Annotated in this window: 28 protein-coding genes, 1 tRNA gene and 1 pseudogene; 13 read left to right on the plus strand and 17 right to left on the minus strand. The window is 66.1% G+C overall.

Annotated elements, in window-relative coordinates:
• Positions 1-75: 75 nt before the first annotated feature.
• The gene (gene edd, locus AAFM92_04485; GenBank protein ID MEL7299623.1) at positions 76-1881 is read right to left on the minus strand and encodes a phosphogluconate dehydratase; all 1806 of its coding nucleotides are present in this window, start codon (positions 1879-1881) and stop codon (positions 76-78) included.
• 245 nt (positions 1882-2126) lie between these two features.
• Here edd and AAFM92_04490 point away from each other — a divergent pair, with 245 nt between their 5' ends.
• From AAFM92_04490 to AAFM92_04500, 3 genes are read left to right on the plus strand one after another with little or no spacing between them, the layout of a single operon-like run.
• The gene (locus tag AAFM92_04490; protein MEL7299624.1) at positions 2127-2732 is read left to right on the plus strand and encodes a DUF6778 family protein; all 606 of its coding nucleotides are present in this window, start codon (positions 2127-2129) and stop codon (positions 2730-2732) included.
• A gap of 44 nt (positions 2733-2776) precedes the next feature.
• A complete protein-coding gene (locus AAFM92_04495) occupies positions 2777-3988 on the plus strand; it encodes a class I SAM-dependent rRNA methyltransferase (GenBank protein ID MEL7299625.1) in 1212 nt (403 codons plus the stop codon).
• Entirely contained in the window at positions 3985-4533 is a 549-nt protein-coding gene (locus AAFM92_04500; protein ID MEL7299626.1) for a PIN domain-containing protein, read from the plus strand. The genes AAFM92_04495 and AAFM92_04500 overlap by 4 nt, the downstream gene beginning before the upstream one ends.
• On the opposite strand, the pseudogene AAFM92_04505 reads toward AAFM92_04500, so the two are convergent.
• From AAFM92_04505 to AAFM92_04525, 5 genes and pseudogenes are all read right to left on the minus strand, one after another.
• Positions 4530-5224: pseudogene (locus AAFM92_04505) on the minus strand (M48 family metalloprotease). The gene AAFM92_04500 and the pseudogene AAFM92_04505 overlap by 4 nt on opposite strands.
• A 61-nt stretch (positions 5225-5285) precedes the next feature.
• Positions 5286-6473, minus strand: coding sequence for a VWA domain-containing protein (locus tag AAFM92_04510; GenBank protein ID MEL7299627.1), 1188 nt, complete (start codon positions 6471-6473; stop codon positions 5286-5288).
• Positions 6473-6640: a hypothetical protein gene (locus tag AAFM92_04515; protein ID MEL7299628.1), complete on the minus strand. Its 168-nt coding sequence runs from the start codon at positions 6638-6640 to the stop codon at positions 6473-6475. The genes AAFM92_04510 and AAFM92_04515 overlap by 1 nt, the downstream gene beginning before the upstream one ends.
• A gap of 21 nt (positions 6641-6661) precedes the next feature.
• Complete coding sequence (locus AAFM92_04520) at positions 6662-8050, minus strand: DUF2927 domain-containing protein (protein ID MEL7299629.1); 1389 nt, start codon at positions 8048-8050, stop codon at positions 6662-6664.
• A 190-nt stretch (positions 8051-8240) separates the two neighbouring features.
• Entirely contained in the window at positions 8241-9080 is an 840-nt protein-coding gene (locus tag AAFM92_04525) for a MoxR family ATPase (protein MEL7299630.1), read from the minus strand.
• Positions 9081-9276: 196 nt separating this feature from the next.
• Here AAFM92_04525 and dksA point away from each other — a divergent pair, with 196 nt between their 5' ends.
• A complete protein-coding gene (gene dksA / locus AAFM92_04530; protein MEL7299631.1) occupies positions 9277-9696 on the plus strand; it encodes an RNA polymerase-binding protein DksA in 420 nt (139 codons plus the stop codon).
• A 15-nt stretch (positions 9697-9711) separates the two neighbouring features.
• The gene (locus tag AAFM92_04535) at positions 9712-10842 is read left to right on the plus strand and encodes an FAD-dependent monooxygenase (GenBank protein MEL7299632.1); all 1131 of its coding nucleotides are present in this window, start codon (positions 9712-9714) and stop codon (positions 10840-10842) included.
• On the opposite strand, the gene xth is transcribed toward AAFM92_04535, so the two are convergent.
• The 3 genes from xth to AAFM92_04550 all read right to left on the minus strand — a co-directional run bounded on the left by xth (position 10839) and on the right by AAFM92_04550 (position 12655).
• Positions 10839-11618: an exodeoxyribonuclease III gene (xth, locus tag AAFM92_04540; protein MEL7299633.1), complete on the minus strand. Its 780-nt coding sequence runs from the start codon at positions 11616-11618 to the stop codon at positions 10839-10841. The genes AAFM92_04535 and xth overlap by 4 nt on opposite strands.
• Before the next feature lie 92 nt (positions 11619-11710).
• Positions 11711-12034 (minus strand): hypothetical protein, encoded by a 324-nt coding sequence (locus AAFM92_04545; GenBank protein ID MEL7299634.1) that lies wholly within the window; start codon positions 12032-12034, stop codon positions 11711-11713.
• Positions 12035-12334: 300 nt separating this feature from the next.
• Positions 12335-12655: a hypothetical protein gene (locus AAFM92_04550; GenBank protein ID MEL7299635.1), complete on the minus strand. Its 321-nt coding sequence runs from the start codon at positions 12653-12655 to the stop codon at positions 12335-12337.
• 493 nt (positions 12656-13148) lie between these two features.
• On the opposite strand from AAFM92_04550, the gene AAFM92_04555 reads away from it, so the two are divergent.
• Positions 13149-13532, plus strand: a complete 384-nt coding sequence (locus AAFM92_04555) for a hypothetical protein (protein ID MEL7299636.1) — start codon at positions 13149-13151, stop codon at positions 13530-13532.
• Here AAFM92_04555 and AAFM92_04560 read toward each other — a convergent pair whose 3' ends face one another.
• Positions 13533-13862 (minus strand): iron-sulfur cluster assembly accessory protein, encoded by a 330-nt coding sequence (locus tag AAFM92_04560; protein MEL7299637.1) that lies wholly within the window; start codon positions 13860-13862, stop codon positions 13533-13535.
• An 86-nt stretch (positions 13863-13948) separates the two neighbouring features.
• Between AAFM92_04560 and AAFM92_04565 the strand changes: the two genes are divergently transcribed.
• From AAFM92_04565 to AAFM92_04595, 7 genes are all read left to right on the plus strand, one after another.
• Entirely contained in the window at positions 13949-15088 is a 1140-nt protein-coding gene (locus tag AAFM92_04565; protein ID MEL7299638.1) for a deoxyguanosinetriphosphate triphosphohydrolase, read from the plus strand.
• A 51-nt stretch (positions 15089-15139) separates the two neighbouring features.
• Positions 15140-16879 (plus strand): arginine--tRNA ligase, encoded by a 1740-nt coding sequence (gene argS, locus AAFM92_04570; GenBank protein ID MEL7299639.1) that lies wholly within the window; start codon positions 15140-15142, stop codon positions 16877-16879.
• An 85-nt stretch (positions 16880-16964) separates the two neighbouring features.
• Entirely contained in the window at positions 16965-17939 is a 975-nt protein-coding gene (locus AAFM92_04575) for an SPOR domain-containing protein (protein ID MEL7299640.1), read from the plus strand.
• Positions 17929-18939: a beta-N-acetylhexosaminidase gene (nagZ, locus tag AAFM92_04580; protein ID MEL7299641.1), complete on the plus strand. Its 1011-nt coding sequence runs from the start codon at positions 17929-17931 to the stop codon at positions 18937-18939. The genes AAFM92_04575 and nagZ overlap by 11 nt, the downstream gene beginning before the upstream one ends.
• On the plus strand, positions 18936-19727 hold the full coding sequence (locus AAFM92_04585) for a ScpA family protein (protein MEL7299642.1): 792 nt from the start codon (positions 18936-18938) through the stop codon (positions 19725-19727). The genes nagZ and AAFM92_04585 overlap by 4 nt, the downstream gene beginning before the upstream one ends.
• On the plus strand, positions 19720-20448 hold the full coding sequence (gene scpB / locus AAFM92_04590; GenBank protein ID MEL7299643.1) for an SMC-Scp complex subunit ScpB: 729 nt from the start codon (positions 19720-19722) through the stop codon (positions 20446-20448). Before AAFM92_04585 ends, scpB begins: the two co-directional genes overlap by 8 nt.
• Positions 20445-20666: a hypothetical protein gene (locus AAFM92_04595; protein MEL7299644.1), complete on the plus strand. Its 222-nt coding sequence runs from the start codon at positions 20445-20447 to the stop codon at positions 20664-20666. The genes scpB and AAFM92_04595 overlap by 4 nt, the downstream gene beginning before the upstream one ends.
• Positions 20667-20722: 56 nt before the next feature.
• Here the strand turns inward: AAFM92_04595 and AAFM92_04600 are convergent, their stop codons facing one another.
• The 7 genes from AAFM92_04600 to ihfA all read right to left on the minus strand — a co-directional run bounded on the left by AAFM92_04600 (position 20723) and on the right by ihfA (position 25255).
• A complete protein-coding gene (locus AAFM92_04600) occupies positions 20723-21256 on the minus strand; it encodes a hypothetical protein (GenBank protein MEL7299645.1) in 534 nt (177 codons plus the stop codon).
• Between the two features lie 298 nt (positions 21257-21554).
• Positions 21555-22148: a hypothetical protein gene (locus AAFM92_04605; GenBank protein MEL7299646.1), complete on the minus strand. Its 594-nt coding sequence runs from the start codon at positions 22146-22148 to the stop codon at positions 21555-21557.
• 228 nt (positions 22149-22376) lie between these two features.
• Positions 22377-22790 carry a hypothetical protein gene (locus AAFM92_04610; protein MEL7299647.1) on the minus strand — a complete coding sequence of 138 codons (414 nt, stop codon included), beginning with the start codon at positions 22788-22790 and terminating at the stop codon, positions 22377-22379.
• Between the two features lie 286 nt (positions 22791-23076).
• On the minus strand, positions 23077-24141 hold the full coding sequence (locus AAFM92_04615; protein MEL7299648.1) for a 2'-deoxycytidine 5'-triphosphate deaminase: 1065 nt from the start codon (positions 24139-24141) through the stop codon (positions 23077-23079).
• A gap of 96 nt (positions 24142-24237) precedes the next feature.
• A tRNA-Pro gene (locus tag AAFM92_04620) sits at positions 24238-24314 on the minus strand.
• A gap of 60 nt (positions 24315-24374) precedes the next feature.
• On the minus strand, positions 24375-24953 hold the full coding sequence (locus AAFM92_04625; protein ID MEL7299649.1) for a MerR family transcriptional regulator: 579 nt from the start codon (positions 24951-24953) through the stop codon (positions 24375-24377).
• Between the two features lie 2 nt (positions 24954-24955).
• The gene (ihfA, locus tag AAFM92_04630) at positions 24956-25255 is read right to left on the minus strand and encodes an integration host factor subunit alpha (GenBank protein MEL7299650.1); all 300 of its coding nucleotides are present in this window, start codon (positions 25253-25255) and stop codon (positions 24956-24958) included.
• Positions 25256-25298: the final 43 nt, after the last annotated feature.

Below are 25298 nucleotides of genomic sequence, written 5' to 3' on the forward strand. Positions count from 1 at the left end.
GCCATAGAGTCGTCGCTCGGACTTAAGACTGCTAACCATCACTAGCTCTCTTTCTTAACCACTCACTCAAGCAGCTCATACGACGACGCCCGCACCGGAGGAAGCCGGCCCCGCCGTGGCGCGGAACACCTCGAAGAGCTCCCGGCCTACGCCGTGACCATTGGCTGCGAGGTCGGGCGTGGCGGGCACGCGCTCGCGCCAGCCCGGGGTGAGATTGTCGATGATGCCCGCCTTGGCATCCACGCGGATCATGTCGCCATCGACGACATAGGCGAGGGGGCCGTGGTCGGCGGCCTCGGGGCTCACGTGGATCGCCGCGGGGACCTTGCCCGAGGCCCCTGACATGCGCCCGTCGGTCACGAGCGCGATGTGGAGGCCGCGGTCGAGGCAGACCGAGAGGCAGGGCGTGAGGTTGTGGAGTTCGGGCATGCCGTTGGCCTTCGGCCCTTGGAAGCGCACGACGACCACCGTGTCCTCGGTAAACTCGCCGCGCTGGAACGCGGCCTTCACGGCGTTCTGGTCTTCGAAGACGCGCGCGGGCGCGGTGATCTCGTGATAGGTCTCGGCCACGGCGGAGACTTTCATGACGCCGGTGCCCAGCGGGCCCTCGAGGCGCTTGAGGCCGCCCGTCTTCTGGAACGCGTCCTTGGCGGGGCGCAGGATCTTGTCGTTCTGGCTCGTGCGGGGGCCGTCGATCCATACGGCGCGGCCTTCGGAGACCTGCGCGTCCTTGGTGTAGTCGCCGAGCCCGTCGCCCATGACCGTCTTCGTGTCGGCGTGCAGGAGGCCCGCCTCCAGCAACTCGCCGATGAGGTATTGCAGCCCGCCGGCGGCGTGGAAGTGGTTCACGTCCGCGAGGCCGTTGGGATAGACCTTGGCCATGAGCGGCGTGGCCGCCGAGATCTCCGCGAAATCCTCGAGCTCGAGCAGGACGCCCGCCGCCCGCGCCATGGCGGGCAGGTGCAGCACGAGGTTTGTCGACCCGCCCGTGGCCATGAGGCCCACGATGCCGTTCACGAAGGCCTTTTCATCGAGCACCTGCGACACCGGGCGATAATCGTTGCCGAGCGCCGTGATCCGAAGCGCCTGCGCCACTCCCTCCTCGGTGAGCGCGTCGCGCAGGGGGGTATTGGGGTTCACGAAGCTCGACCCGGGCAGGTGCAACCCCATGAACTCCATGAGCATCTGGTTGGAGTTGGCGGTGCCGTAGAACGTGCAGGTGCCGGGGCCGTGGTAGGAGGCCATCTCGGCGGCCATGAGCTCCTCGCGGCCGCATTCGCCAGCGGCGAATTTCTTGCGCACGGCGGCCTTCTCGTCATTGGGCAGGCCCGAGACCATGGGACCGGCGGGGATGAAGATGCCGGGGATGTAGCCGAAAGTGGCCGCGCCAATGACGAGGCCTGGCACGATCTTGTCGCAGACGCCGAGATAAAGCGCGGCGTCGTAGCAATTGTGCGAGAGCGCCACGCCCGTGGCGAGCGCGATCACGTCGCGGGAGAAGAGCGAAAGCTCCATGCCCACCTGGCCTTGCGTGATGCCGTCACACATGGCGGGGACCCCGCCGGCCACCTGCGCGGTGGCGCCGCGGGCGCGGGCGGCTTTGCGGATGAGATCGGGAAAGCGCTCGAAGGGCTGATGCGCCGAGAGCATGTCATTGTAGGCCGTCACCACCCCGATATTGGGCGCGCGGCCCGTGGCGAGCGCGTCCTGCGCCTCGCCCATGGCGGCATAGGCATGGGCCTGGTTTCCACACGTGAGATGGGCGCGGCGCGGGCCGTCGGCGGCGGCGGCTTCCATGCGGCCCAGATAGGTGCGTCGGGTCTCGGCGGAGCGGGCGATGATGCGGTCGGTGACCTTGGCGATGGTCGCGTCGAGGGGCATTGCGGGTCCTCCTGTGAGGGAAAGGGACTGGCTTATGGCGGGCGCGTATCACGGCTTTTCGAAGGATGATAGCGCTAACAACCGTATCCCGAGGAATACTTTTGCATGCCACCGCCGCTGCGCATCGCGGCAACATCATGGCACGCTTCCCCCGAAATTCCGGCAATTATCTCAAATTCGCCCCAATTCAGCCCGCTTCACCAGCCACAGCGGAGACAACCTCGGGTCACTGAAAGGATAAGAGCATGCCCCGTTTTCTGCGTCTTTGCGCGATCGCCTGCATGGGTGCCTCGCTTGCGGCCTGCGCCACCGTGGAAACGGCCACGCGCTCCGCACCCCTTGAAGTGCCCGGCTTCCAAGAGATCCAGCCGTCCTTCGACGTCACCGAGATCACTGTGGACGTCCCGCGCGACCTGCGCGTTTCGGAGGCCAACAGCTATTATCCCATCGCCGATATCGTGTGGCGCGGTGACCCCATCGGGGACCGTCACGCCCAGATCACCGAGCTCATGGGCGCGGCCTTCGCCGAAGGCACCGGCGCGCTCGAGGGCGTGCAGCCCGTGATGGTGGACGTGGAGGTCGTGCGCTTCCACTCGCTCACCGAGAAGGCGCGCTACACCGTGGGCGGCGTGCATTCCATCCGCTTCGACATGACGGTGCGCGACGCGCAGACCGGCGCTGTCCTCGTGCCCAAGCGCCGCGTGAACGCGGACCTCGACGCGCTTGGGGGCCGTGCGGCCATCGAATCCGATCGCAACGGCAACGGGCAGAAGATGCGCCTGTCGGCCCACCTGGCCCAGGTCATCAAGGCTGAGTTGGCGCGCCCGCTGACCGTGGCCACCGCGCTCTAAGCGCGCGCTACACATCGCTTGAAGAAGGCTCTAGAGGGGGTGGCATGGCGCTGCCCCCTTCTTCTTTGTCCGACCGTCCCGTCATCCGATTGAAACCCAATGCCGATGCCCGGCGGCTGCGCCACGGCGCGCCCTGGGTCTATGGCAACGAGCTCGTGCTCGACCGGCGCACGAAGAAACTCCCGGCGGGGTCGCTGGCAGTGCTCGAGGATGCCGGACGCGCGCCCATCGGGGTGGTGGCGGTGAACATGGCCTCGAAGATCGCGGGCCGCATCCTGACCCGCGACGTGGGCGAGACGGTGGATGCAGCCTGGATCGATGCCAAGATCGCGCAGGCGCTGGCGCTCCGCGAAAGGCTCTACGTCGCGCCGTTCTACCGCCTTGTCCATGCCGAGGGGGACGGCCTGCCCGGCGTCGTGATCGACCGGTTCGGCGATGTCGCGGTCCTGCAGGCCAACGCCGCTTGGGCCGATGCCCGCAAGGAGGACTTTGCCGCGGCCCTCGCGGCGCGAGGCATGCCCACCGTGATCCTCAATGGCACCGGCCGCGCCCGGAGCCTCGAGGGGCTGCCGGAACTGCGCACCGTGATCGCGGGCGCGGCGCCCGAGGGCCCGGTGCCCGTGCCCATGTCCGGCGCGACCTACATGGCCGATCTCCTCGAGGGGCAGAAGACGGGCCTCTTCTACGATCAGCGTCCGAACCACGCCTTTCTGCAGGGCTTCGTCTCGGGCGGGACGGTGCTCGATGTCTTCTGTCACGTGGGGGGCTTCGGGCTCGCGGCGCTGGCGGCGGGCGCGGCGCGGGTGACGGGCGTCGATGGCTCCGCGGCGGCGCTCGCGCTGGCCGAGCAAGGCGCGCGCCGCATGGAGGCCGCCGACCGCTACGAGACCCGGCAGGGCGATGCCTTCGAGGTGCTCACGGAGCTGAACGAGGCTGGCGCGCAATACGATCATGTCGTCTGCGACCCGCCCGCCTTCGCGCCGGCCAAGCCCGCGCTCGAGGCGGGGCTCCGGGCCTACGAGAAAACCGCGCGCCTCGCCGCGCCGCTCGTGGCCCCCGGCGGGACACTCGTGCTCTGCTCCTGCTCCCACGCAGCCACGCTCGACAAGTTCCGCAGCGCGAGCCTGCGCGGCGTGGCGCGGGCCGGGCGCGCGGCGCAGGTGCTCCATACCGGCGCGGCGGGCCCGGATCATCCGCAGCATCCCGCGCTCGCCGAAACCAGCTATCTCAAGGCCGTCTTCCTGAGGCTCCTATGAAAGTCCTGCTCGATGCCTGCGTGCTCTACCCCACGGTGCAGCGCGAGATCCTTCTCCACGCCGCCCGCGCGGGGACGTTCGAGCCGCTCTGGTCGAACCGGATCCTCGAGGAATGGCGCATCGCCGCCGGGCGTCTCGGCCCCGTGGCGGGAGCCCAGGCGGAGGGCGAGATCGCGCTCCTGCGCGGGCTCTGGCCGGGCTCCATGGTGCGGCCCCGCGAGAGCGACGAGCGCCGCCTCTACCTGCCTGATGAGAACGATATCCACGTGCTCGCCGCCGCCATCGCGGGCTCTGCGGAGGTCCTCCTCACAGAGAATGCCAAGGATTTCCCGCGCGGCACGCTCATCGAAGAAGGGATCCGCCGCGACGGGCCCGATCACTTCCTGACCTCGCTGCTTGTCAGCTATCCGAGAGAAATCCGGCAGTCGGTGGAGACGGTCTGGGCCAACGCCCAGGGGATGGAGGGCTGCCCGCCCACCCTGCGGGCGCTTCTGAAGAAGGCGCGCCTGCCGCGGCTCGCGAAGGCCATGGAGCGCGGGGCCTAGACCTCCGAGGCGCGCCAGCGGGCCTCGTTGGCCTCGATGGCCGCGATCCGCTCCGGGCTCTTCGGGTGGCTCAGGAGCCAGGCGGGTGCGGCCCCCGCGCGGGACTTCGTGAGCGCGTCGAGCTTCTGAAAGAGGCTTTTCTGCCCCTCGAGCCCGATCCCGGATTTCAGCAGCAGCGCCGAGGCATAGGCATCGGCTTCGTACTCGTCTTCCCGCGAGAGCTTGGCGGCGAAGAGCGAGATCAGCGCATTGGCGATGTAGGGCCCCACGAACGGGATGAAGCGCCCGATGATCATCATGAGCGCGGCGCGCGCGGCGTTTTGCGCGGTGAAATCGATCATCCGGCGGCGGGTATGGCCGAGCGCCACGTGGCCCACGAGCTCGGCCACGTGGCGCTCGGCAGCTCGTCAGCGCTCACGCTGCCTTTGCGGAACTCTTGGTAGAAGCCGCGGGTGATGAAGATGCGCCCGTCCGGCGCGGCGAGGCCGTTGATCATGTCCACGTCGTAGAGATTGACCTTGATCCGCGGCACGTCGAGCGCACGCGCCATGGCGTTGAAGGCGCTCTCGAGGGCGGGATCCTCGAGCGGGCGTGACTTCTCGTTGAGCTGCCGCTTCGTGGACCACGCTGAAAAGCGCATCATCAAGAAGCCATAGGCCACGGCGAGAAGGATGGGCATCAACCAGGTCATGGCAGAGATATGGTGCGTGCCGCGGCCCGCCTCAAGCGGGTGCGGCGCCGCTGCGCGCCGCCTAGCCGCGGCTCAGCATCCGCATGCCCGCGTCGATGCCGTCGAGGGTCATCGGCACCATGCGATCCTCGAAGATCGTGCGGATCATCTGCACCGATTGCGTGTAGTCCCACCACTTCTGCGGCACCGGGTTGATCCATAGATGGGCGGGCCATTGCTCCCGCGCGCGGCGGAGCCAGACCTCCCCGGCCTCCTCGTTCCAGTGCTCGTTGGCTCCGCCCGCCATGGCGACCTCGTAGGGCGACATCGATGCATCGCCAACGAAGATGCAGCGGTAATCGGGGTCGTAGGTCCTGAGCACCTCATGGGTCGGTGTCTGCGCGTTCCAGCGCCTGCGATTGTCGCGCCAGACGCCTTCGTAGAGGCAATTGTGGAAGTAGAAATATTCGAGGTGCTTGAACTCCGCGCGCGCCGCCGAGAAAAGCTCTTCGACGACCTTGATATGGGGGTCCATGGACCCGCCCACGTCGAGAAAGAGCAACACCTTCACGGCGTTCCTTCGCTCGGGCCGGGTCTGGACGTCGAGGTAGCCGTGCTCGGCGGTGGCGCGGATCGTGCCGTCCAGATCGAGCTCCTCAGCGGCCCCGTCGCGCGCCCAGCGGCGCAAGCGCTTGAGCGCCACCTTGATGTTGCGCGTGCCGAGTTCCACGCTGTCATCTAGATTTCGGAATTCGCGCTTGTCCCAGACCTTCACGGCGCGCCTGTGGCGACTTTCCTTCTGGCCGATGCGCACGCCCTCGGGATTGTAGCCATAGGCGCCGAAGGGGGAGGTGCCCGCCGTGCCGATCCATTTCGAGCCGCCCTGGTGGCGACCTTCCTGCTCCTTGAGGCGTTCGCGCAGCGTCTCCATGAGCTTCTCGAAGCCGCCCATGGCCTCGATCTCCGCCTTCTCGGCCTCGCTCAGGTGCTTCTCGGCCATCTTGGCGAGCCAGTCGGCGGGGATGTCCACGGCCTCCAGCACGTCTTCCATGGAGATCGCCTCGAGGCCCGCGAAGCTCGCCGCGAAGGCGCGGTCGAAGCGGTCGATGTGGCGCTCATCCTTCACCATGGTCGTGCGCGCGAGGTAGTAGAAGGCGTCGACGTCGTAGGTCGCGAGTCCCCGCTTCATACCTTCGAGAAACGACAGGTATTCGCGCAGCGAGACCGGCACGCGCGCCTCCCGCAGGGCCTCGAAGAAGGGCAGGAACATCAGAGCAGGCGGGAGAGGATGATGGCGGCGATCACGCCCACGATCATGCCGAAGATCGCGAAGGAGCCCGCATATTGCAGGATGTCGAGCAGTTTGCCGCCGCTCTGCTTGGCGCGCCACGCGCCGTAGCTGCCGAAGAGGACCATACAGGCCAGAGTGGGGACCATGGGAGCGCCTCCGAAGGGGCGCTAGAAGGACACGCGCCCGTGTTTCGCCGGGTTGAGCAGGGCGATCTCGCGCAGCCGCGCGGAGATCGACCGCTGGGAGCCGAAGCCGTATCGCGCCCAGCCGAGACTGTCCATCCTGACGGCGCGGGCCTCCGCGTGGCGGCCCTGAAGCTCGAGCGCCTCGGCGCGGAACATCATCAGCGAGGCGAGAAGGGCCGCGTTCTCGTGCCGCGCTGCGGTGTTGATGTGGCGGCCCGTGATGTCGATCACGGAGACCGCGTCCCCGTCGAGAAGGGCGAAGGCGGCGAGTTGCACGGCCACGTAGGCGCGGTGGAGCGCGGTGGAGGGATCGCGCGCATAGATCGCGTCGGCCTCGCGGAAGGCGGCATAGGCGCGCCGGGGCTCGGAGGCGATGGTGAGGCGGCCGAGGGCGTAGTTCGCGTAGCCCAGCCGCGTGTCATCCCAGCCGGAGCGGCGCGAGATGGCGATGGCGTTCTCGGCGGCCTGTTTGCGTCCGAGGGGCGAACGCTCGGCGCCGAGGGCCTTCAGCATTTCGTCCTTCCATGCCCGGTTGGTGGCGCGGGGAAAGCGCGATTGCGCGCGTTCGCCAGCCGGGTTCAGCCGGGCGAGGAGGGCGGGCAGGGCCGCGCGGACCTCGGCCTCGGTCATGCCGTTGCGGAGCTCGGGCGCGTAATGCATGCGCAGCACCAGCATGTCGAAGCCGGTGAGCACGGTGTGAATGTTGTCGTCGTTGAAGACGCTGTCGGAGAGGCGATAGAGATCGTTGAGCGGGCCGAGCGCCTGCGCGATCTCCTCGTGGAGGCAATCCCGCAGCTCTTGCGGCGCGGCGTCCGAGGGCAGGAAGACGGAGACCTGCTGGCGGCTGCCGAGCCGGGCCCAGTCCACCCGCGGGCCGCGCCGCGCCTGCTTGAAATCCTCCCAGCCGCGCACGTTGGGCACCACGAAGCAGGCCGCGCCGGGCACCGCCTTTTGCATGGTGGCCTTGGGCAGCGTGATGAGGTTGATGTTGGCGCTGGCCTCCTCGGTGACGGTGATGTCGAGGCCGGCCTCGGCCCGGAGCCGCGTCAGGAGCCGCCCGAGATCGGGCGCGAGCGAGACGGGGGCGCGCCCTTCCACGCGCAGCGTGATCGGGCCTTCGAAGCGCGTGAGCACCGCGAGCCTGCGCCCGCTCTCCATCTCGAAGGTCAGGTCGATGAAATCCTCCGCGATGTCGCGGTTCGAGCGCACGGGCGGTGCGACCGGGACGGTGGCGAAGGTGCGCATCGGCGGCAGGCGGTCGAGGCCCGGAATGGCGGAACGGCTGGCTACGTCGACGGTGTTGGCGATGGGCGCGCAGCCCGCGAGGGTCAGGAAGGCGAGAAAGAGGAAACGCCGGGTGCCGCGCCGCATCAGAGCGCGCTCCGGCAGTGGCGGGAAGACCCCGCGGTGAGACAGTCGATACCGGCCCGGGAGCGCCCCTGAGCTCTCAAAAATCCCTGCCGCACGCGCCTGCCGTCCCACGTTAACTCTTTTGCGAATTCCTAGGAATCGAGCGTGGCGGAAAGAGGGGCCAAATGCGGCGAGAATGTGGCGCGGCGGTCTATCGCTGGCTGCGCGCGATGAAGGCGAGCCGCTCGAAAAGCGCCACGTCCTGCTCGTTTTTCAGGAGCGCGCCGTGGAGCTTGGGGAGCGCATTCGCGCCGTCGCGCCGCAGGTCCTCGGCAGAGAGATCTTCGGCGAGGAGGAGCTTCAACCAGTCGATCACCTCGCTCGTGGAGGGCTTCTTCTTCAGCCCCGCCGTCTCGCGGATCTCGTAGAACTGGGTGAGGGCGGTGGTGAGCAGGCTGTCCTTGATGCCGGGGTGATGGACCTCGACGATCTTGCGCATCGTCTCGGCGTCCGGGAAGCGGATGTAATGGAAGAAGCAGCGACGCAGGAACGCGTCGGGCAGCTCCTTCTCGTTGTTGGAGGTGATGATGACGACCGGGCGGTTGACCGCACGCACCGTCTCGCCCGTCTCGTAGACATGGAACTCCATCCGGTCGAGCTCCTGCAGCAGGTCATTGGGGAACTCGATATCGGCCTTGTCGATCTCGTCGATGAGGAGCACGACCTTCTCCGGCGCGGTGAAGGCCTGCCAGAGCTTACCGCGCTTGATGTAGTTCGCCACATCCTTGACGCGCTCGTCGCCGAGCTGGCTGTCCCGCAGGCGGCTCACGGCATCGTATTCATAGAGACCCTGCTGGGCGCGCGTGGTGGATTTGATGTGCCACTCCACCATCTCGAGCCCGAGCGATCCGGCCACCTGCCGCGCGAGCTCCGTCTTCCCGGTGCCGGGCTCGCCCTTCACGAGGAGCGGACGCTCCAGCGTCACAGCCGCGTTCACCGCCACGGTGAGGTCTTCCGTCGCGATGTAGCTCTCTGTCGACTTAAATAGCATGATTTCTCACCACTTTTGCCCGATCTGACCGGTAATCAGCCTCGCCGTGATCACAAGTCGCGGCAACAGCCTGTTTACGGGGCTTTTGCCTAGTGACAACGCAAGGTCAACTGGATAGGACCCCTCCACAGGGGCGCAAAAGGGGGGGAGCCCGGCCGCGCCAAAGCCTAATGCGAGATAAAAAGCAGGGTGCGCCATGAAAGCCGAAATATTCCCAGACGAGTATAAGCCCGCCGAAGACGAACCGTTCATGAACGACCGGCAGATCGAATACTTCCGCCGGAAACTCCTGAGCTGGAAGGCGGAGCTTTTGTCCGACAGCCGCGACACGATCGAGGGCATGAAGGACAGCACACGCAACATTCCCGACATTGCAGACCGCGCCTCCGAGGAGACGGATCGCGCGCTCGAGCTTCGCACGCGGGACCGCCAGCGCAAGCTGGTCGCCAAGATCGACTCCGCGCTGCGCCGCATCGACGAGGGCGAGTATGGCTATTGCCAGGTGACTGGCGAGCCCATCTCTCTCAAGCGCCTCGACGCCCGCCCGATCGCGACGATGTCGCTCGAGGCGCAGGAGCGTCACGAGCGCCGCGAGAAGGTCCATCGGGACGACTGATCCGGGCGAGGCGCATTGAGCGCAAGAGCAGGACATGGAAAGCGCGTCGCCGTAGTCGGCGGCGGATTGGGCGGCCTCGCGGCCGCCCTTAGCTTTCGGCGCATGGGGGCCACGGTCGATGTCTACGAGCGGGCGCCTGAATTCGCAGAAGTGGGCGCGGGCATCCAGGTCGCCTCGAACGGGCTCTGCGTGCTGCGTGCCCTCGGTGTCGATCCCGGTGGCGCGTTTCTGGGGCGGGGGACGACGCTCCACGATCACCACGGCAAGCGAGTGGCGATCCTGCCGAATGGCGCCGGGCGCGAGGTGCGCCTGTTTCACCGCGCCGATCTCCTGAAACTTCTCGAAGAAGCGTGCCGTGCGGCGGGGGTGGGTCTCCATCTCGGCCAGGCCGTGACGCCGGAGACCGCGCCCGATGTCGATCTCCTCATCGCCGCCGACGGCGTGAAGAGCAGCTTTCGCCGCCACGTGGCCCCGGATCTCGCGGAGCCGACCTTTTCGGGGCAGGCGGCGTGGCGCGCCATCGTCGTTCCGCCGGAGCCCGTGCGAGAAGGCGGTGTGAGCGTCTACATGGGGCCGGGCGCCCATGTCGTCGTCTATCCCATGCGCGGTGGCGAACTTATCAACGTCGTGGCCGGAGAGGACACGCCAGCCCCCCTCGCGGAAGGCTGGCGGCAGGAGGTCCCGCGGGCCGAGATGGCCGCGCGCTTCGCGGCATTCGGCGGCCCGGTGGCGGAGCTCATCGCGCGCGCCGAAAAGGTGCACCGCTGGGGGCTTTACAACCACGCGCTGCCGCGGCGCTGGTCCGAGGGGCGCGTCGTGCTGCTCGGGGATGCGGCCCATGCCATGCTCCCCTACCTCGCGCAGGGGGCCTGCATGGCCTTCGAGGATGCCCTGATCCTCGCGACGTGCTGGGAACGGCACGGGGGAGAGCCCGACGCCGCGCTCGGCGCCTACGAGCATATCCGCGCGCCCCGGGTGGCCCGGGTCATGAAGGAAGTGCGCGCGAACGCGACGCGCTTTCACCACGGCAATCCCGTGGCCCGCCTCATCGGGCATACCGGTCTGCGCGCGGTCAGTACACTGGCGCCCGGGCTCATCGCACGGCGCTTCGACTGGCTCTATAATTACGACGCCACAGCGGCTTAGGCGGCGAGCTTCACCCAGATTGGCACGTGGTCGGAGGGCTTCGTGCCCGCACGGACATCCCGGTCGATCTGGCAGTCTTCGAGCAGATCGGCGCATTGCGGGGTCAGCAGGAAATGATCGATGCGGATGCCGTCATCGTTCTCCCACGCGCCGCGCTGATAATCCCAGAAGCTGTAATGCCCCGCGCCCTGTGTGCGGGCGCGGAAGGCCTCCGTGAAGCCCAGGGCGAGGATCTCGCGGTAGGCGGCGCGCGCCTCGGGGCGAAAGAGCGCGTCGTCGCGCCAGGCGTCGGGGCGCTTGGCGTCCTCGGGCTGGGGAATGATGTTGTAGTCACCGGCCATGAGGGCGGGCTCCTCGGCGGCCATGAGCTCCGCCGCGCGTGCTTTCATGCGCTTCATCCAGGCGAGCTTGTAGTCGAATTTCGGCCCCGGCGCGGGATTGCCGTTGGGCAGGTAGAGCCCGCAGACGCGCACCGCGCGCGCGCCCACGACGGTGGCCTCGATCCAGCGGGCCTGCTCGTCGCTGTCGTCGCCCGGCAGGCCGCGGGTCACATCCTCGAGCGGCAGCTTCGAGAGGATCGCCACGCCGTTGAAGCTCTTTTGTCCGTGGGTTTCGACATTGTAGCCCCGCTCCTCGAAGAGCTCGCGGGGGAAGGCTTCGTCCACGCTCTTGATCTCTTGGAGCACGACGACGTCGGGCGTCGCTTCGTCGAGCCAGGCGGGCAGGGCCTCCGTCCGCGCCTTGATACCGTTGATGTTGAAGGATGCGATCTTCATGGGGCGAGATGTGGCGCAGCCGGGCCCCCGGGGCAACGAAAAAAGCCGGAGCGGGAGGCTCCGGCTTTCTTCATCGCGTGCGGTAGGGGAAGTTACCGCAGGACGTCAATGTCTTCCTGGTCGACGACTTCGCCGTTCACGATCAGCTTGGCGACGAGGTCACCGGCTGCAACACGGTCGGCACCGAAGTCCACGCGGACATTCGTGTTGGCGCCTGCGTTCACGGAGGCCATGCCGAGCACGTCACCGGCGAAGTTCTCGATCTGCACGGTGCCTTCACCGAGCGAGCTCACGACGCGGACGTCATAGTAGGCGTCGCCCGTGGCGGCGTTGTCGAGGATGCCAAAGTTGTTGTTGGCGGATGCGGCACCGGCGGTTGCGACGAGTGCTGCGGCGATTGCGAGTTTCTTGAACATGTCTTTTCCTTTCAGAGCGGGCTGGTCGGAGCCCTTTTAAGTGTGTGGTGCGGCCGGTCGGGGCCGCGTGATTAAGTGTCAGCTTGGTGCGGAAGGGGTCGATACCGCTTGCTGATGAAAGACAGATGGGGGCCTCGCGGCGCAAAACAAGTCACTGATATATCACGAAAAAGAGTGTGCGAGGCGGGAATCTAACCTGTGTGAAAATGCGCAGAACGGGGCGGGAACCAAATCTCATCTGCGCAAACGAAAAAGGCCGGAGCGGGGCTCCGGCCTTCTTTTCTAGGGAGGTCGCTGCGATTAGCGGCGGACTTCGATCATGGCTTCGTCCACGACCACGCCGTCAACGATGAGCTTTGCCGTCAGGTCGCTGGCGCCGACGCGGGTCGACAGCGGCACGCGGACATCGGTGTTGGTGCCGGAGTTCAGGGCAGTCTGGCCGAGCACGTCACCTGCGAAGTTCTCGATGACGACGGAACCTTCGCCGAGCGTCCGTGCGAGGGGCACATCGTAGAAGCTGTCACCGAATTCTGCGCCACCGACGATGCCGAAGCTGTTGTTGGCGGAAGCGGCACCGGCGGTTGCGACGATGGCGGCGGCGATTGCGAGTTTCTTGAACATGGGTCTTTCCTTTTCTGTGTGTGGCGGGGTCAGCGCCGGGGTTTGATGTGGTGCGGCCGGTGGCGTTTGCTTGTCGGTGCCGCCGTCCGATGACTGAGAGTTGGGGGAGGCCCCGCGATTTGGGAAGTGTACGTCGCATCACATAAATGAGCGGCTTGGAGAGCCAGGTGCGCGCGCTGTGATCACAAAGGGCCGGGATCTGTGCGCGCGGCTTCGAATTGTGTGCGAATGTGTGCGAGAAACGGATTTTTGGCGCGATCGGCAAGAAAAGGAGCGGCGGCATTTTGTAACGTTTTTCACGCCGCGCCTCACGCGCCTCGGCACAGGCGCGCCGAAAAATCCTGATCTCGGCGCAGTCGCGCCGCTCGAGCCGGGCTGCTGCGCCCATTAAGGAGGCACGTTCCCGCCTCCGGCCTGCAAATTTGGGCGAAATGCGCCGCATCCCCTGCGCCTCCGGTCCCTGATCTCTACATATCAGGCCAAGGAGGACAGCATGCTGCGATTTTTGTTTGGAAAGAAACCCGGCGGGAAGGTCGAGACCCAGCGCGAGACCTTCGAGCGCCAGGTGCGGGAGCTCACCGCCACGCTCGAGGCGATGCCGATCAAGCCAAAGGTCTCGGTGGATCCCAATACCGGGGCGATCAGCTTCGAGGCGCCCGATCAGTTCGCCGATGAGGCGCTGGCGCTGCCGAAGCCCGCGGCCGAGGATGCGGAGACAGCGACGCAGGCGTCGAACTCGGGCGCGGCACCCACGGGCCCCGCGGCACCCAAGGCCGCGCCGCCGAAGCCCACGCCGCCCAAGGCGACTCCGCCCAAGGCCGCGGCACCCGCCGGACCCAAGCCAGACTCTGAGGCCAAGGAAGCCGAAGCCGCTTGATCAGATGGAGAAGGAGGTCCCGCAACCGCAGCTCGCGGTTGCGTTCGGATTTTCGATCACAAAGCGCGCGCCGATGAGCTCTTCCTCGAAATCGATGGTGGCATCGGCGAGGAAGGGCAGGGACACGCTGTCGATCACCACGCGTTCGCCGTGGCCTTCGAGGACGAGGTCATCGTCCTTCGGCGCATCGTCGAGGTCGATCTCGTACTGAAACCCCGAGCAACCGCCACCCTCCACGGCCACGCGCAGGACCTTTCCCGCCGAGGCGGCGCCGATCTCGCTCAGGCGCTCGAAGGCGCGTGCGGTGACTTTGGGAGGCAGGGTGAGCATGGCTCTCACTGTTCTTTTGCGTCCTCTTCATATAGCCAGCGGACAAGGCGGCACAAGCCGCGAGGCAGAACGGGAGCCAGAGGCAGATGGCAGCCCCCTACGCAGCGGACCCCGCGCAGTCGCGCGGGCGTCGCCATGGCGAGCCCGAAAGCGCGCACCGGTCGTGCTTCCAGCGGGACCGTGACAGGATCATCCATTCCAGCGCCTTCCGGCGGCTCAAGCACAAGACGCAGGTCTTCGTGGAGGATGAAGGCGACTACTTCCGCACGCGGCTCACCCATTCGATCGAGGTGGCGCAGGTGGCGCGGACGCTGGCGGGCGCACTCGGCCTGAATGCCGAGCTCACCGAGGCGGTGGCCCTCGCCCATGATCTCGGTCACCCGCCCTTCGGCCATACCGGGGAGGAGGCGCTCCATGTGTTGATGGCGCCCTATGGCGGCTTTGACCACAATGCCCAGGCCATCCGCATCGTCACCGCGCTCGAGAAGCACTACGCCGAGTGGGACGGGCTCAACCTCACCTGGGAGAGCCTCGAGGGCATCGCCAAGCATAATGGCCCCGTCATCGGCGCGCTGCCCTACGCCCTGGCCGATTACGATGCCGTCCACGGGCTGGAGCTTTCCACCCATGCCAGCGCCGAGGCGCAGGTGGCGGCGCTTTCGGACGATATCGCCTACAACAACCACGATCTCTTCGACGGGCTGCGGGCGGATCTCTTCTCGGATGCGGACCTCGCGGAGTTGCCCATCGTCGGCCCGTGCTACGCGGAGGTGGACAGCCTCTATCCCGGGCTCGAGCCGTCGCGGCGCCGGCACGAGGCACTGCGCCGGGTCTTCGGGGTCATGGTGGAGGACGTGATGGACACGTCCCGCGCGCTTCTCGCGGCCTCGGGCGCGCGCTCCGCGCAGGATATCCGCGACCTCGGGCACCCGGTGATCGGCTTTTCGGAGGATATGTGGGCCGGGATCGGCGAGCTCCGGACCTTTCTCTTCCACCGCATGTACCGCGCGCCGCGGGTCATGGAGAAGCGCGCCCAGGTCACGCGGATCGTGGAGGACCTCTTCCCCTTCTTCCTCTCCGCGCCCGAGACCCTGCCCACCGAGTGGCAGGGGCAGATCGCCGAGCGCCGGGACGAGACGGATCTGGCGCGACTTGTCGCCGATTACATCGCCGGCATGACCGACCGCTTCGCCATGCAGGAGCACGCGCGCCTCTTGGGCTCCTGATCCGTTGACCATGGCGTGCGGCGTGGGTAAGCGCGCCCCCGGAGGCCCGAAATGAACCTGTTCGCTGATATTCGCACCGTCGTCATCTCCGCGCTCGAGGCGCTGATGCGAGAGGGCGTGCTGACCGAGGGGCTCGATCTCGCGAACGTGGCCGTGGAGCCGCCACGCGACGCAGCCCACGGCGACATGGCAACGAACGCGGCCATGGTGCTGGCAAAGCCCGCCAAGGCAAAGCCACGCGACATCGCCGAGGCGCTCGCCGCGAAGCTCGTCTCCGACGACCGCATCGCGCGGGCGGAGGTGGCGGGCCCGGGCTTTCTCAACCTCACGCTTGCAGAAAGTGTCTGGACCGGGACGATCAGCCAGATCCTCGAGGCGGGGGAGGCGTTCGGCCGGTCGGACATGGGCGCCGGGCAACGGGTCAATGTGGAGTATGTCTCCGCCAACCCCACGGGCCCCCTCCATGTAGGCCACACGCGGGGCGCCGTCGTGGGCGATGCGCTGGCCTCGCTCCTCGATTACGCGGGCTACGACGTCACCCGCGAATACTACATCAACGATGGCGGCGCGCAGGTCGATACGCTCGCCCGATCGGTCTATCTCCGCTACCTCGAGGCGCATGGGCAGGACGTGGCCTTCGAGGACGGCACCTATCCGGGCGATTACCTCGTGCCGGTGGGCGAGGCGCTCAAGGCCAAGGTGGGCGACGCCTATCTCGACAAGGGCGAGCAATATTGGCTCGCCGAAGTCCGCGAATTCGCCACCGAACAGATGATGGACCTCATCCGCGCCGACCTCGCGCGGCTCGGGGTGGAGATGGACGTTTTCTACTCGGAGAAGTCGCTCTACGGCACGGGCCGGATCGAGGCCGCCATCGACGTGCTCGATGAGAAGGGCCTGATCTACAACGGCACGCTCGATCCGCCCAAGGGCAAGACGCCCGAGGATTGGGAGCCGCGGGAACAGATGCTCTTCCGCTCTACCGCCCATGGTGACGACGTTGATCGCCCGATCAAGAAATCCGACGGCAGCTGGACCTACTTCGCCCCCGACATCGCCTACCACTACGACAAGGTGGAGCGGGGCTTTGACGCGCTCATCGACATCTTCGGCGCCGATCACGGCGGCTACGTCAAGCGGATGAAAGCCGCCGTTTCCGCGCTCTCGGACGGCAAGACCCCGCTCGACATCAAGCTCACGCAGCTCGTCAAGCTCATGCAGGGCGGCGAACCGCTCAAGATGTCGAAGCGCGCCGGCACCTTCGTCACCGCCGCCGACGTCGTCGACATGGTGGGCCGCGACGCCATCCGCTTCACCATGCTCACCCGCAAGAACGACGCGCCGCTCGACTTCGACGTCGACGTCGTGCGCCAGACGACGAACGACAACCCGGTCTACTACGTCCAATACGCTCATGCCCGGGTCATGTCCGTGATTGCAAAGGCAAAAGCCCAGGACATGGACATGTCCGACGCGGCGCTTGCCAAGGCGGCGCGCCTGGATCACGAGGCCGATGTCGCCGTCGCCAAGAAGCTCGCCGAATGGCCGCGCCTCGTGGAAATCGCGGCGCGCGGCAACGAGCCACACCGCATCGCCTTCTACCTTCAGGAGCTCACGGCGCGCTTCAACACGCGCTATTCCATGGGCCGCGACAGCGACGACATGCGCTTCTTGCAGGAAGGCAACACTTCCGAAAGCCAGGCCAAAATAGCGCTTATCCGCGCTGTTTCCGTTGTGATTTCAGCGGGTTTGGGTATCTTGGGCGTATCGGCTCCCGACGAAATGCGCTGACCCAACAGGCGCGGGCGGAGCCAGAGGCAGAGTTCAAGAGACCATCGGCGAAGGGCGGTGCCCCGACCGAGGCAGTGAGGCGGACATGGCAGAGGCGGATTTCAGTTCCACGGGGGCTGAGCGCCCCGCAACCTACGCGGTGGGGGCAGGGACCTTCATCAGCGTTCTGGGCGGGGTCGTGTCGCTTGCGCTGATCGCGGGCATTTGCGTGTGGAGCTACAAGCTCATCGCGCGGGACGTCTCCGGGGTGCCGGTGGTGATGGCGCTCGAAGGGCCCATGCGCGTGGCGCCCGAGGATCCCGGCGGCCGGCCCGCCGATCACCAGGGTCTCGCCGTCAACGAGATCGCCGCGGACGGCACGGCGAGCGCGCCGCGTGACCGCCTAGTGCTCGCGCCCGCGGCCATGGATCTCACCGACGAAGACGCGCCCATCGGCGAGATTGCAGCAGTCTTCACCGAAGAAGACACGGCCGAGGTCTCGGAAGCGTCGATCGAGATGACGGCGCTCGCCCCGGCGGACGTCACGGATGTCGAAGAGCTTGTCGCCTCCCTCGCGGGCCCCGAGGCCGTGGAAGAGACCATTGCAGGCGCGCTGGCCCCGCTCGACAGCGCAGGCGAGGGGCTGGAAGCCGACGACACCGCAGTTGTGGAGATCGCCGCTGTCCCCGCTGTCGCCACGCTCCCCGATCTTGGCCCGGGCGTGCGCCGCTCGCTCCGGCCCCAGGTGCGCCCGGTGGCGCTCGATACGAGCCCCGTCGCCCGCCCGGAAGCCCCGGCTGGCATCGACGTCGCGGCTTCTGCGATCCCGGCGGGTACGCGCCTGGCGCAGCTCGGCGCCTTCGAGAGCCCAGAGGTCGCCCGCGCGGAATGGGCACGCCTCTCCGACCAGTTCGGACCCTACCTGCGCGGCAAGAAGCGGGTGATCCAGCAGGCCACGAAGGCTGGCCGGACCTTCTACCGCCTGCGGGCGCATGGCTTTGACGATCTGGCCGATGCGCGCCGCTTCTGCTCCGCGCTCGTGGCCGCGAAGGCGGCCTGCATCCCGGTCCTTGTCGAGTAAGGCCGTGGCCGGGGCCTATATCCTCGGCTGCGCGGGGCCTGAGCTCTCGGCATCGGAGGCCGCGTTCTTTCGCGCGGCCGACCCTTGGGGCTTCATCCTCTTCCAGCGGAATTGTGAAACAAAGGCGCAGGTGCACCGCCTGACGGCGGCGTTGCGCGCGGCCGTGGGCCGCGATGCGCCGGTGCTCATCGATCAGGAGGGAGGCCGCGTGCAGCGGCTCTGGCCCCCGGTCTGGGCGTTGCATCCGCCCGCGCTCGACCTTGTGGAGGCCAGCCCGGACCCGGAGCGGGCCCTCTGGTTGCGCGGCGCGCTCATCGCCGCTGAATTGCGCGAGATCGGGATCGACGTGAACTGCGCGCCCATGGGCGACACGGCATTCGCCGGGACCCATCCCCGGCTGCGCAATCGATGCTACGGGCAAACAGCGCCCGAGGTGGCGCGGCGGGCTCGCGCGCTGGCGAACGGACAGGTGGCGGGCGGGGTCCTGGGCGTCCTCAAGCACATGCCCGGCCACGGCTCGGCCACGAAAGACAGCCACATCGACCTCCCCCGCGTGACGAAATCCGCGGAGATCCTCGCGCGCGAAGACTTCGCCCCCTTCAAAGCACTCGCGGACCTGCCGCTGGGCATGACGGCCCATGTCGTCTTCGAGGCCCACGATGCCGAGCGCCCGGCCACGACGTCGCCTGTCATGCACCGCATCATCCGGGAGGAGATTGGCTTCGACGGGCTGCTGATGACCGACGATCTCTCCATGGAGGCCCTCGCGGGCAGCGCGCGCACCCGATCCGAGGCGGCGCTCAGCGCGGGCTGCGACGTCATTCTTCACTGCAATGGCGACATGGCGGAGATGGAGGAGGTCGTCACCGTGGGCGCCATGACGGAGGCCGCCGCGGCCCGGGCGGCCCGCGCCCTCGCCGCGCGGCCGGCACCGGCACACATTGACACCGACGCGCTCACCGCCGAACTTCGCAGCCTCACGAACGGAGCCGCTGCATGAGCGAGGACAGCATCCTGGACACCAGTGTCGCCGACCGCCTTGCGGCCGAGGCGCTCATCGTGGACGTGGACGGGTTCGAAGGCCCGCTCGACCTCCTGCTTACGCTCTCGCGGACCCAGAAGGTGGACCTGCGCAAGATCTCCATCCTGCACCTCGCGGAGCAATACCTGGCTTTCGTGGAGAAGGCCAAGGAGCTCCGCATCGAGCTCGCCGCCGATTACCTCGTCATGGCGGCCTGGCTCGCCTTCCTCAAATCACGCCTGTTGCTGCCGCCGGACCCGGCAGAGGAGGGGCCGAGCGGGGAGGAGCTCGCCGCGCATCTGGCGTTTCAGCTCGAGCGCCTGCAGGCCATGCGCGATGCCTCTGCCCGCCTCATGGGGCGCGACAGGCTGGGCCGCGACTTCTTTCCGCGCGGCGTGACCGAGGATGTCACCCGCGTGCGCCGCGTGGAATACACCGCCACCATCCTCGATCTGATGCAGGCCTATGCCCGCATCCGCACCAAGGATGAGTTTCGCCCGCTCTCCTTCGATGCGCGAGAGAGCATCCTCACGATGGAGCAGGCGCTCGACCGTCTGCGCGGCCTCATCGGCTTCGCGGGGGAATGGACCGATATCATGTCCTACCTGCCCGATGACTGGGCCGGCGATCCCAAGCGCCGCCGCTCCGCCACGGCCTCGACCTTCGCCGCGACGCTCGAGCTTGTGAAAGAGGGCAAGCTGGAGCTCCGGCAGGAGGAGGTCTTCGCGCCCCTCAAGATGCGCATGCGGGAGGCGAGCGGTGGCTGAGCCCGAGGAAGAAAGCCTCTTCGAGGCCCCGCCCATGGGCGAGCAGGAGCGCATGGTGGAGGCCATCCTCTTCGCCAGCGCAGAGCCCGTGACGGTGCGCGAGCTCACGGGGCGCATGCCCCACGGGTCGGAGCCCGCCGCGGCACTGGAACACCTGCGCAAGCGCTACGAGGGCAGGGGCGTCGCCGTGGTCCGCGTGGGCGAAGCCTGGGCCATCCGCACCGCGCCCGATCTCGGCTTTCTCATGCAAAAGGAGACGGTGGAGACGCGCAAGCTTTCCCGCGCGGCGATCGAGACGCTGGCCATCACCGCCTACCACCAGCCGGTGACCCGCGCCGAGATCGAGGAGATCCGCGGCGTCAGCGTGAGCCGGGGCACGATCGACCAGCTCTTGGAGCTCGGCTGGATCAAGCTCGGACGCCGCCGAATGACGCCCGGCCGCCCGGTGACCTTTATCGTGACCGAAAGCTTTCTCGATCATTTTGGGCTCGAGTCGGCGCGGGATCTGCCCGGCCTCAAGGAACTGCGGCAGGCGGGCCTCCTCGACAGCCGGCCACCGCCCGGAGCGGATGAAGACGGCGAGGACCCGGAACTTGAAGCTGACGCGGAAGAACCCGATCTCTTCGAGGACGATAGCGAAGAGGCGGGTGACGCCGGAGAAACGCAGCACGAGAACGACGACATCGCCCCCGAAGGCGAAACAAGCGAGGCGAAGACATGAACCAGATACTCAACATGGTCCTGCGCATGTTCATGCGGAAGGTGATCTCCAAGGGCATGGACAAGGGCTTTGACATGGCCGCGAAGCGCGGCAGCAAGAAGGACAAGCCCGCCGAGGGCGTCAGCGAGGCCGACCGCGCCGAGATGGCCGCAACGCGCCAGAAGCAGAAGCGTGCGAAGCAGGCCATGCGCGTGACGCGGCGGATCGGGCGCTTCTGAGCCGTCGCACCTGCGCGGGCTGAATGGCGGCGGACAGCGTCGCACGCCCGCAGGGCCTATTTCGAGAACCGCGCGCGCACCTCTTCGATATCGAGCGGGGTTTCGAACAGGTGCTCGGGCTCCCATTCGCTCCGTTCCGCCTCGAAGAAATCGCCGCCATAGACGTGGAGCGCCGCTGTCAATCGCGGGATCGGGTTCGTGACCGAGTGAATGATGTCCGCGCCCATGGGGCACACGTCGCCCGTGGACAGGGACTTCGCACCGGCCGCCTCGATCAGGCCGTTGGGATGATCCTTCACCCGCCGCCAGAAGATGTTGTCCTCCCGCCCGCCATAGATCCCGATCACGGCCCACATTTCGTGGTTGTGCGGGGGGATCGTGGTCGAAGGCTTCCAGGCCAGGTTCACGATTGTCAGGTTTGGCGACGCGTAGAGGGGCGTGATCCCGGGCTCCGTGGGCTCTCCAAGCGCGGCCAGGACCTTCGATGGGTCCGACAAGGCGCGTCGCATGACCTCCGCGGCTGACTTGTGCGTGGGGTCCTTGTCCACCGCGTCGCGGCAATCCGCGATAAAGGTATCGAGGTCGAACATCGCGCATCCCTCCCAGGGTGAGGGTACCACATTCGGCGCGAATAGTCTGCCTCGGGCGCCCGCAAGACGGGCGGTGACGGCGTCAGCGACGAAGACCGCGCCGAGATGGACGCCATGAGAAAGAACCAGAAGCGCACAAAACAAGCCATGCGCGTCGGCCAGCGGATGTCGAAGGTCTAGGCGGTACAGGCGCTAGATCGCTTGGACGGCGCAAGGTCTGCTCAGCGGAAGAAGCCGACTTTCGCCGTTCAAGGCACAAGGTCCGCTTCGTCGAAACTGTTGCTAGGGTAGATTCGTATCAAGTCGCCGTTTGTTTGGCGATTTTCTTGTTGAGGCGTGCGATGTTTTTATCCCAATCATCCGCCCAACCCTGTGATCTGGCTTGTTCGCAGAGCGCACGCGCTAGCGTCAGGTTACCACGTTTTTCTTCGATGATCCGAAGTTGGCGATACCCCGCATGGGCAGGCATGAAGTCCCATTCCTTATCATCTTTAAAGACACGCACAGCGTTCTCGGAAAGTCCAATCTGTCTCTGAAAACTCTGCACGGCCTCCTCCAATGCGAAATCGTCATGATCGCGCCAGCGGTAGTAAAAACCACCCCTTGCCGCCCAATAGAAATGCAGGTTCAGAACTGAAATTTCGTCTGTGACAAGCGTATCCGCGTGGCCCAATAGTTTGTAGCCCAGATGACGAAGGGCTTCCTTCTTGAGATGCCCAACTAGGCTTCCGATAGCCGATGGATTCCCAGAAGCGGCCAACGCTTCCGCAGAAATGTTTCCGAGCGGCTGAAAGGCGCTTTCAATGGTTTCCCGTTCCTCCGATGACAGAGCAGACTGCCACCACGAAGGAGCAGTCGAGGTTGTCTTTTTCCGAGATAGAAACGGGAGCATGTGTTAGTGTAGCCACCTAACTTGAGAGGTATCTTTGCGAGCACGATAGTAAGACTTGTCGTGTCAGAAAAGCTATGCTCGAAAACTGACATTCGTATCTTCCGCAGCATTGATGACTTTGGGCTCAGAGCTGACCTTTGCGGCGAAGCAGCGCCGTGCGATGAATGCGGGGAGTTTCTCGGCAGGACGAAGTGTCACTTCGCGAGGTCTCCAACGAGGGCTCACGTTCTAGTTCTCCCTCTGCGTTATGCCTTTAAAGACCACCACAACCAACGCAGCGACAAGCAGCATTGCGAAGAGATCGCTCACAGCAGACCAAAATCCGCATGATGTTAACTCTCCGCCAATCCTGACAGCGCAGTCGCGATAATAAAATTCGATTGGGATAGATGCCGGCCGGATAGACTGCAAAAAAAGGATTATCGGGATTACCACAACGAGGCCCGGAAAAGGAATGATATCGCTGGCCGAACGTCCGGGAAACTTTTCAAAAAGGTATCGGGTAAGGCGGAATAAGAAGTAGAGAATGACGGATAAAAATATCGTATTCAGGGCCAGTTGAGCTGCATTGCCGAAGACACCTTTAATAGAAAAACGTCCCACAAACAGAGCGCTCACAATGTATGTGACTTGCTGCGCCAAGAAGGCATAGAAATACAGGCAGATGAAAATTGTGAAGTTTCGGCTGGGCCACATACAAGTACGATCTACGCGGTTCAATTGCTCTCTCAGACAAGAGGGCCATGAATTTATGACTTGCAACCGCAGCGTGCGGCGTCAACTCCTATGTCACGAAGAGCACCAGTGACAAAGCACTTGGAGTGATTGAATTTTCTTCATGTCGTGAAGGTAGATAGTAATTCTTGGCGTGGGACGGGTCAGTATGGGCTCGAAGCGGACCTCGGACGCAGCGGCCTGCGGTGATGCCTCAGGCGGCGAAATGCTTAGAGAGCTTCAGGCCCTGGCCCTGGTAGTTGCTCTTGAGCCCCGTGCCGTAGAGCCGCTCGGGCTTTTCGGACATGCGCTCGTAGACGAGCCGGCCCACGATCTGGCCATGTTCCAGTACAAACGGAGCCTCGTGGCAGCGCACCTCCAGGACCCCACGGGAGCCCGCGCCCTCGCCGTGGCCGAAACCCGGGTCGAAGAAGCCGGCGTAGTGCACGCGGAATTCGCCCACCATGGCGAGGTAGGGGGCCATCTCGGCGGCGTAGTCCGGGGGGATGGTCACGGCCTCTCGGCTCACAAGGATGTAGAACGCGCCGGGGTCGAGGATGATGCGCCCCTCGGTCGTACGGATCTCCTCCCAGAATTCCGCGGGCGGGTAGTGGCCCAGCTTCTCGAGGTCGATGACGCCCGTGTGCGGCTTGGCGCGGTAGCCCACGAGATCGCCATCCGCGGGCTTCAGATCGACGGAGAAGCCGAGCCCATCGGCGATGGTGGCCGCGCCATCCACGAGCGGGCTCGCGGCGTGGAGCGCGGTGAGCTCGGCGTCGGCGAGGACGGCGTGACCGTTCCGGAAGCGGATCTGGTTGAGCCGCATGCCCGGCCGCGCGAGGACGGAAAAGGAGCGGGGGCAGATCTCGGCGTAGAGCGGCCCGTCATAGCCGGGTGCGATGCGGTCGAACTCCACGCCGTCATCGGTGATGGTGCGCGTCAGGAGGTCGAGCCGCCCGGTGGAGCTCTTCGCGTTGGCGACGGCTTGCACACCGTCGGGCAGAGCGAGCCGCTCCATGAGCGGGACGACGTAGACGCAGCCCTTCTCCAATACCGCGCCGTCCGAGAGATCGATGCGGTGCATCACGAAATCATCGAGCCGCTGGGCCACGGAGCGGCCCTCTCCGGTGAGAAAGGAGGCGCGGACGCGGTAGGCGACCGGACCGAGGCGCAAATCGAGCGACGCGGGCTGGAGCTGTTCGGGGATGATCGCGGGGTCGCCGGTGATCGCGCCCTCTGCGATGAGCGCTTCGATCCGTTGGCTAGGAAACACGCCCATGCCGTCCCTCCCTTGTACAAAACGTTCTCTGCGCGCCGAGGCGCCGTACAAAACGGGGCAAACCGGGGTCGATCAGCCGGAGCGGGGGTGGAGTTTTGGTCGGGCTAGCAGGACTTGAACCTGCGACCTTCCGTCCCCCAGACGGACGCGCTACCAGGCTGCGCCATAGCCCGACTGAGGGCGGGGTATAGCCTATTGAGAAGCCCGTACAACCCGCAAAATCCAATGGTCTGTCACCAGGGTCCTTGGGCGGATTTCATGCGCGCCGCGAGGGTCTTGAGCTTCTCGAGGCTACGCGCGAGCGCCGCGGCATCGTGGCTCTCACCAGCATGAGCTGCGCGACGTAGGGCATTGATTCTGCTGAGACCCACGGGATTTGCAGGCTGCGCCTCGGGCGGGGCTGCCAGGGGCTTTTCTTGCGGCGGCTCAGGCGCAGCCGGGGCCTCCGGCGCGGCGTCGGCGGCGGGCGCGGGCGTACGCCCCTTGATTTCGAGCGGCACCACGACGCCTTCGATGGTCTCCGGCGTGCGCGAGGGTTCCTCACGGGCGCCGATGGCGGCCACGTATTTGACCCCGCGGTCGCGGAGCACCTTCTGCACGCCCTTGATGGTCATGCCATCCTCGTGGAGGAGCTGCTTGATGCCGCCGAGAAGATCGATATCGGCCGGGCGGTAATACCGTCGCCCGCCCGCACGTTTCACTGGCTTGACCTGAGGAAACTTGCTCTCCCAGAAGCGCAGCACGTGGGGCTGCGTGCCCAGCCCATCGGCCACTTCCGAAATGGTTCGAAATGCCTGCCGGGACTTTTCCATGCTCAGCTCTTGTTCCCCGAGGCCACTCGCTCCTTCATCAGGTGCGAGGGACGGAATGTCAGGACGCGGCGGGGCGAAATGGGGACCTCTTCGCCGGTTTTGGGATTACGGCCCACCCGGGCCGCCTTGTCGCGGACGCTGAAGGTCCCGAAAGAGGAGATCTTGACCTGTTCACCCCGCACGAGGGCATCGGACATCTCGTCCAGAACGGTCTCTACAAGTTGCGCTGACTCATTCCTGCTCAGCCCCACCTCCCGAAACACGGCCTCACTGAGGTCCATGCGGGTCAACGTCTTGCTCATGAATAGCTCCCCTAACCATCCCTGTCTTGTGCCGCGGATGTTA

Source organism: Pseudomonadota bacterium, from assembly GCA_038533575.1.
Classification (GTDB): domain Bacteria; phylum Pseudomonadota; class Alphaproteobacteria; order Rhodobacterales; family Rhodobacteraceae; genus Shimia_B.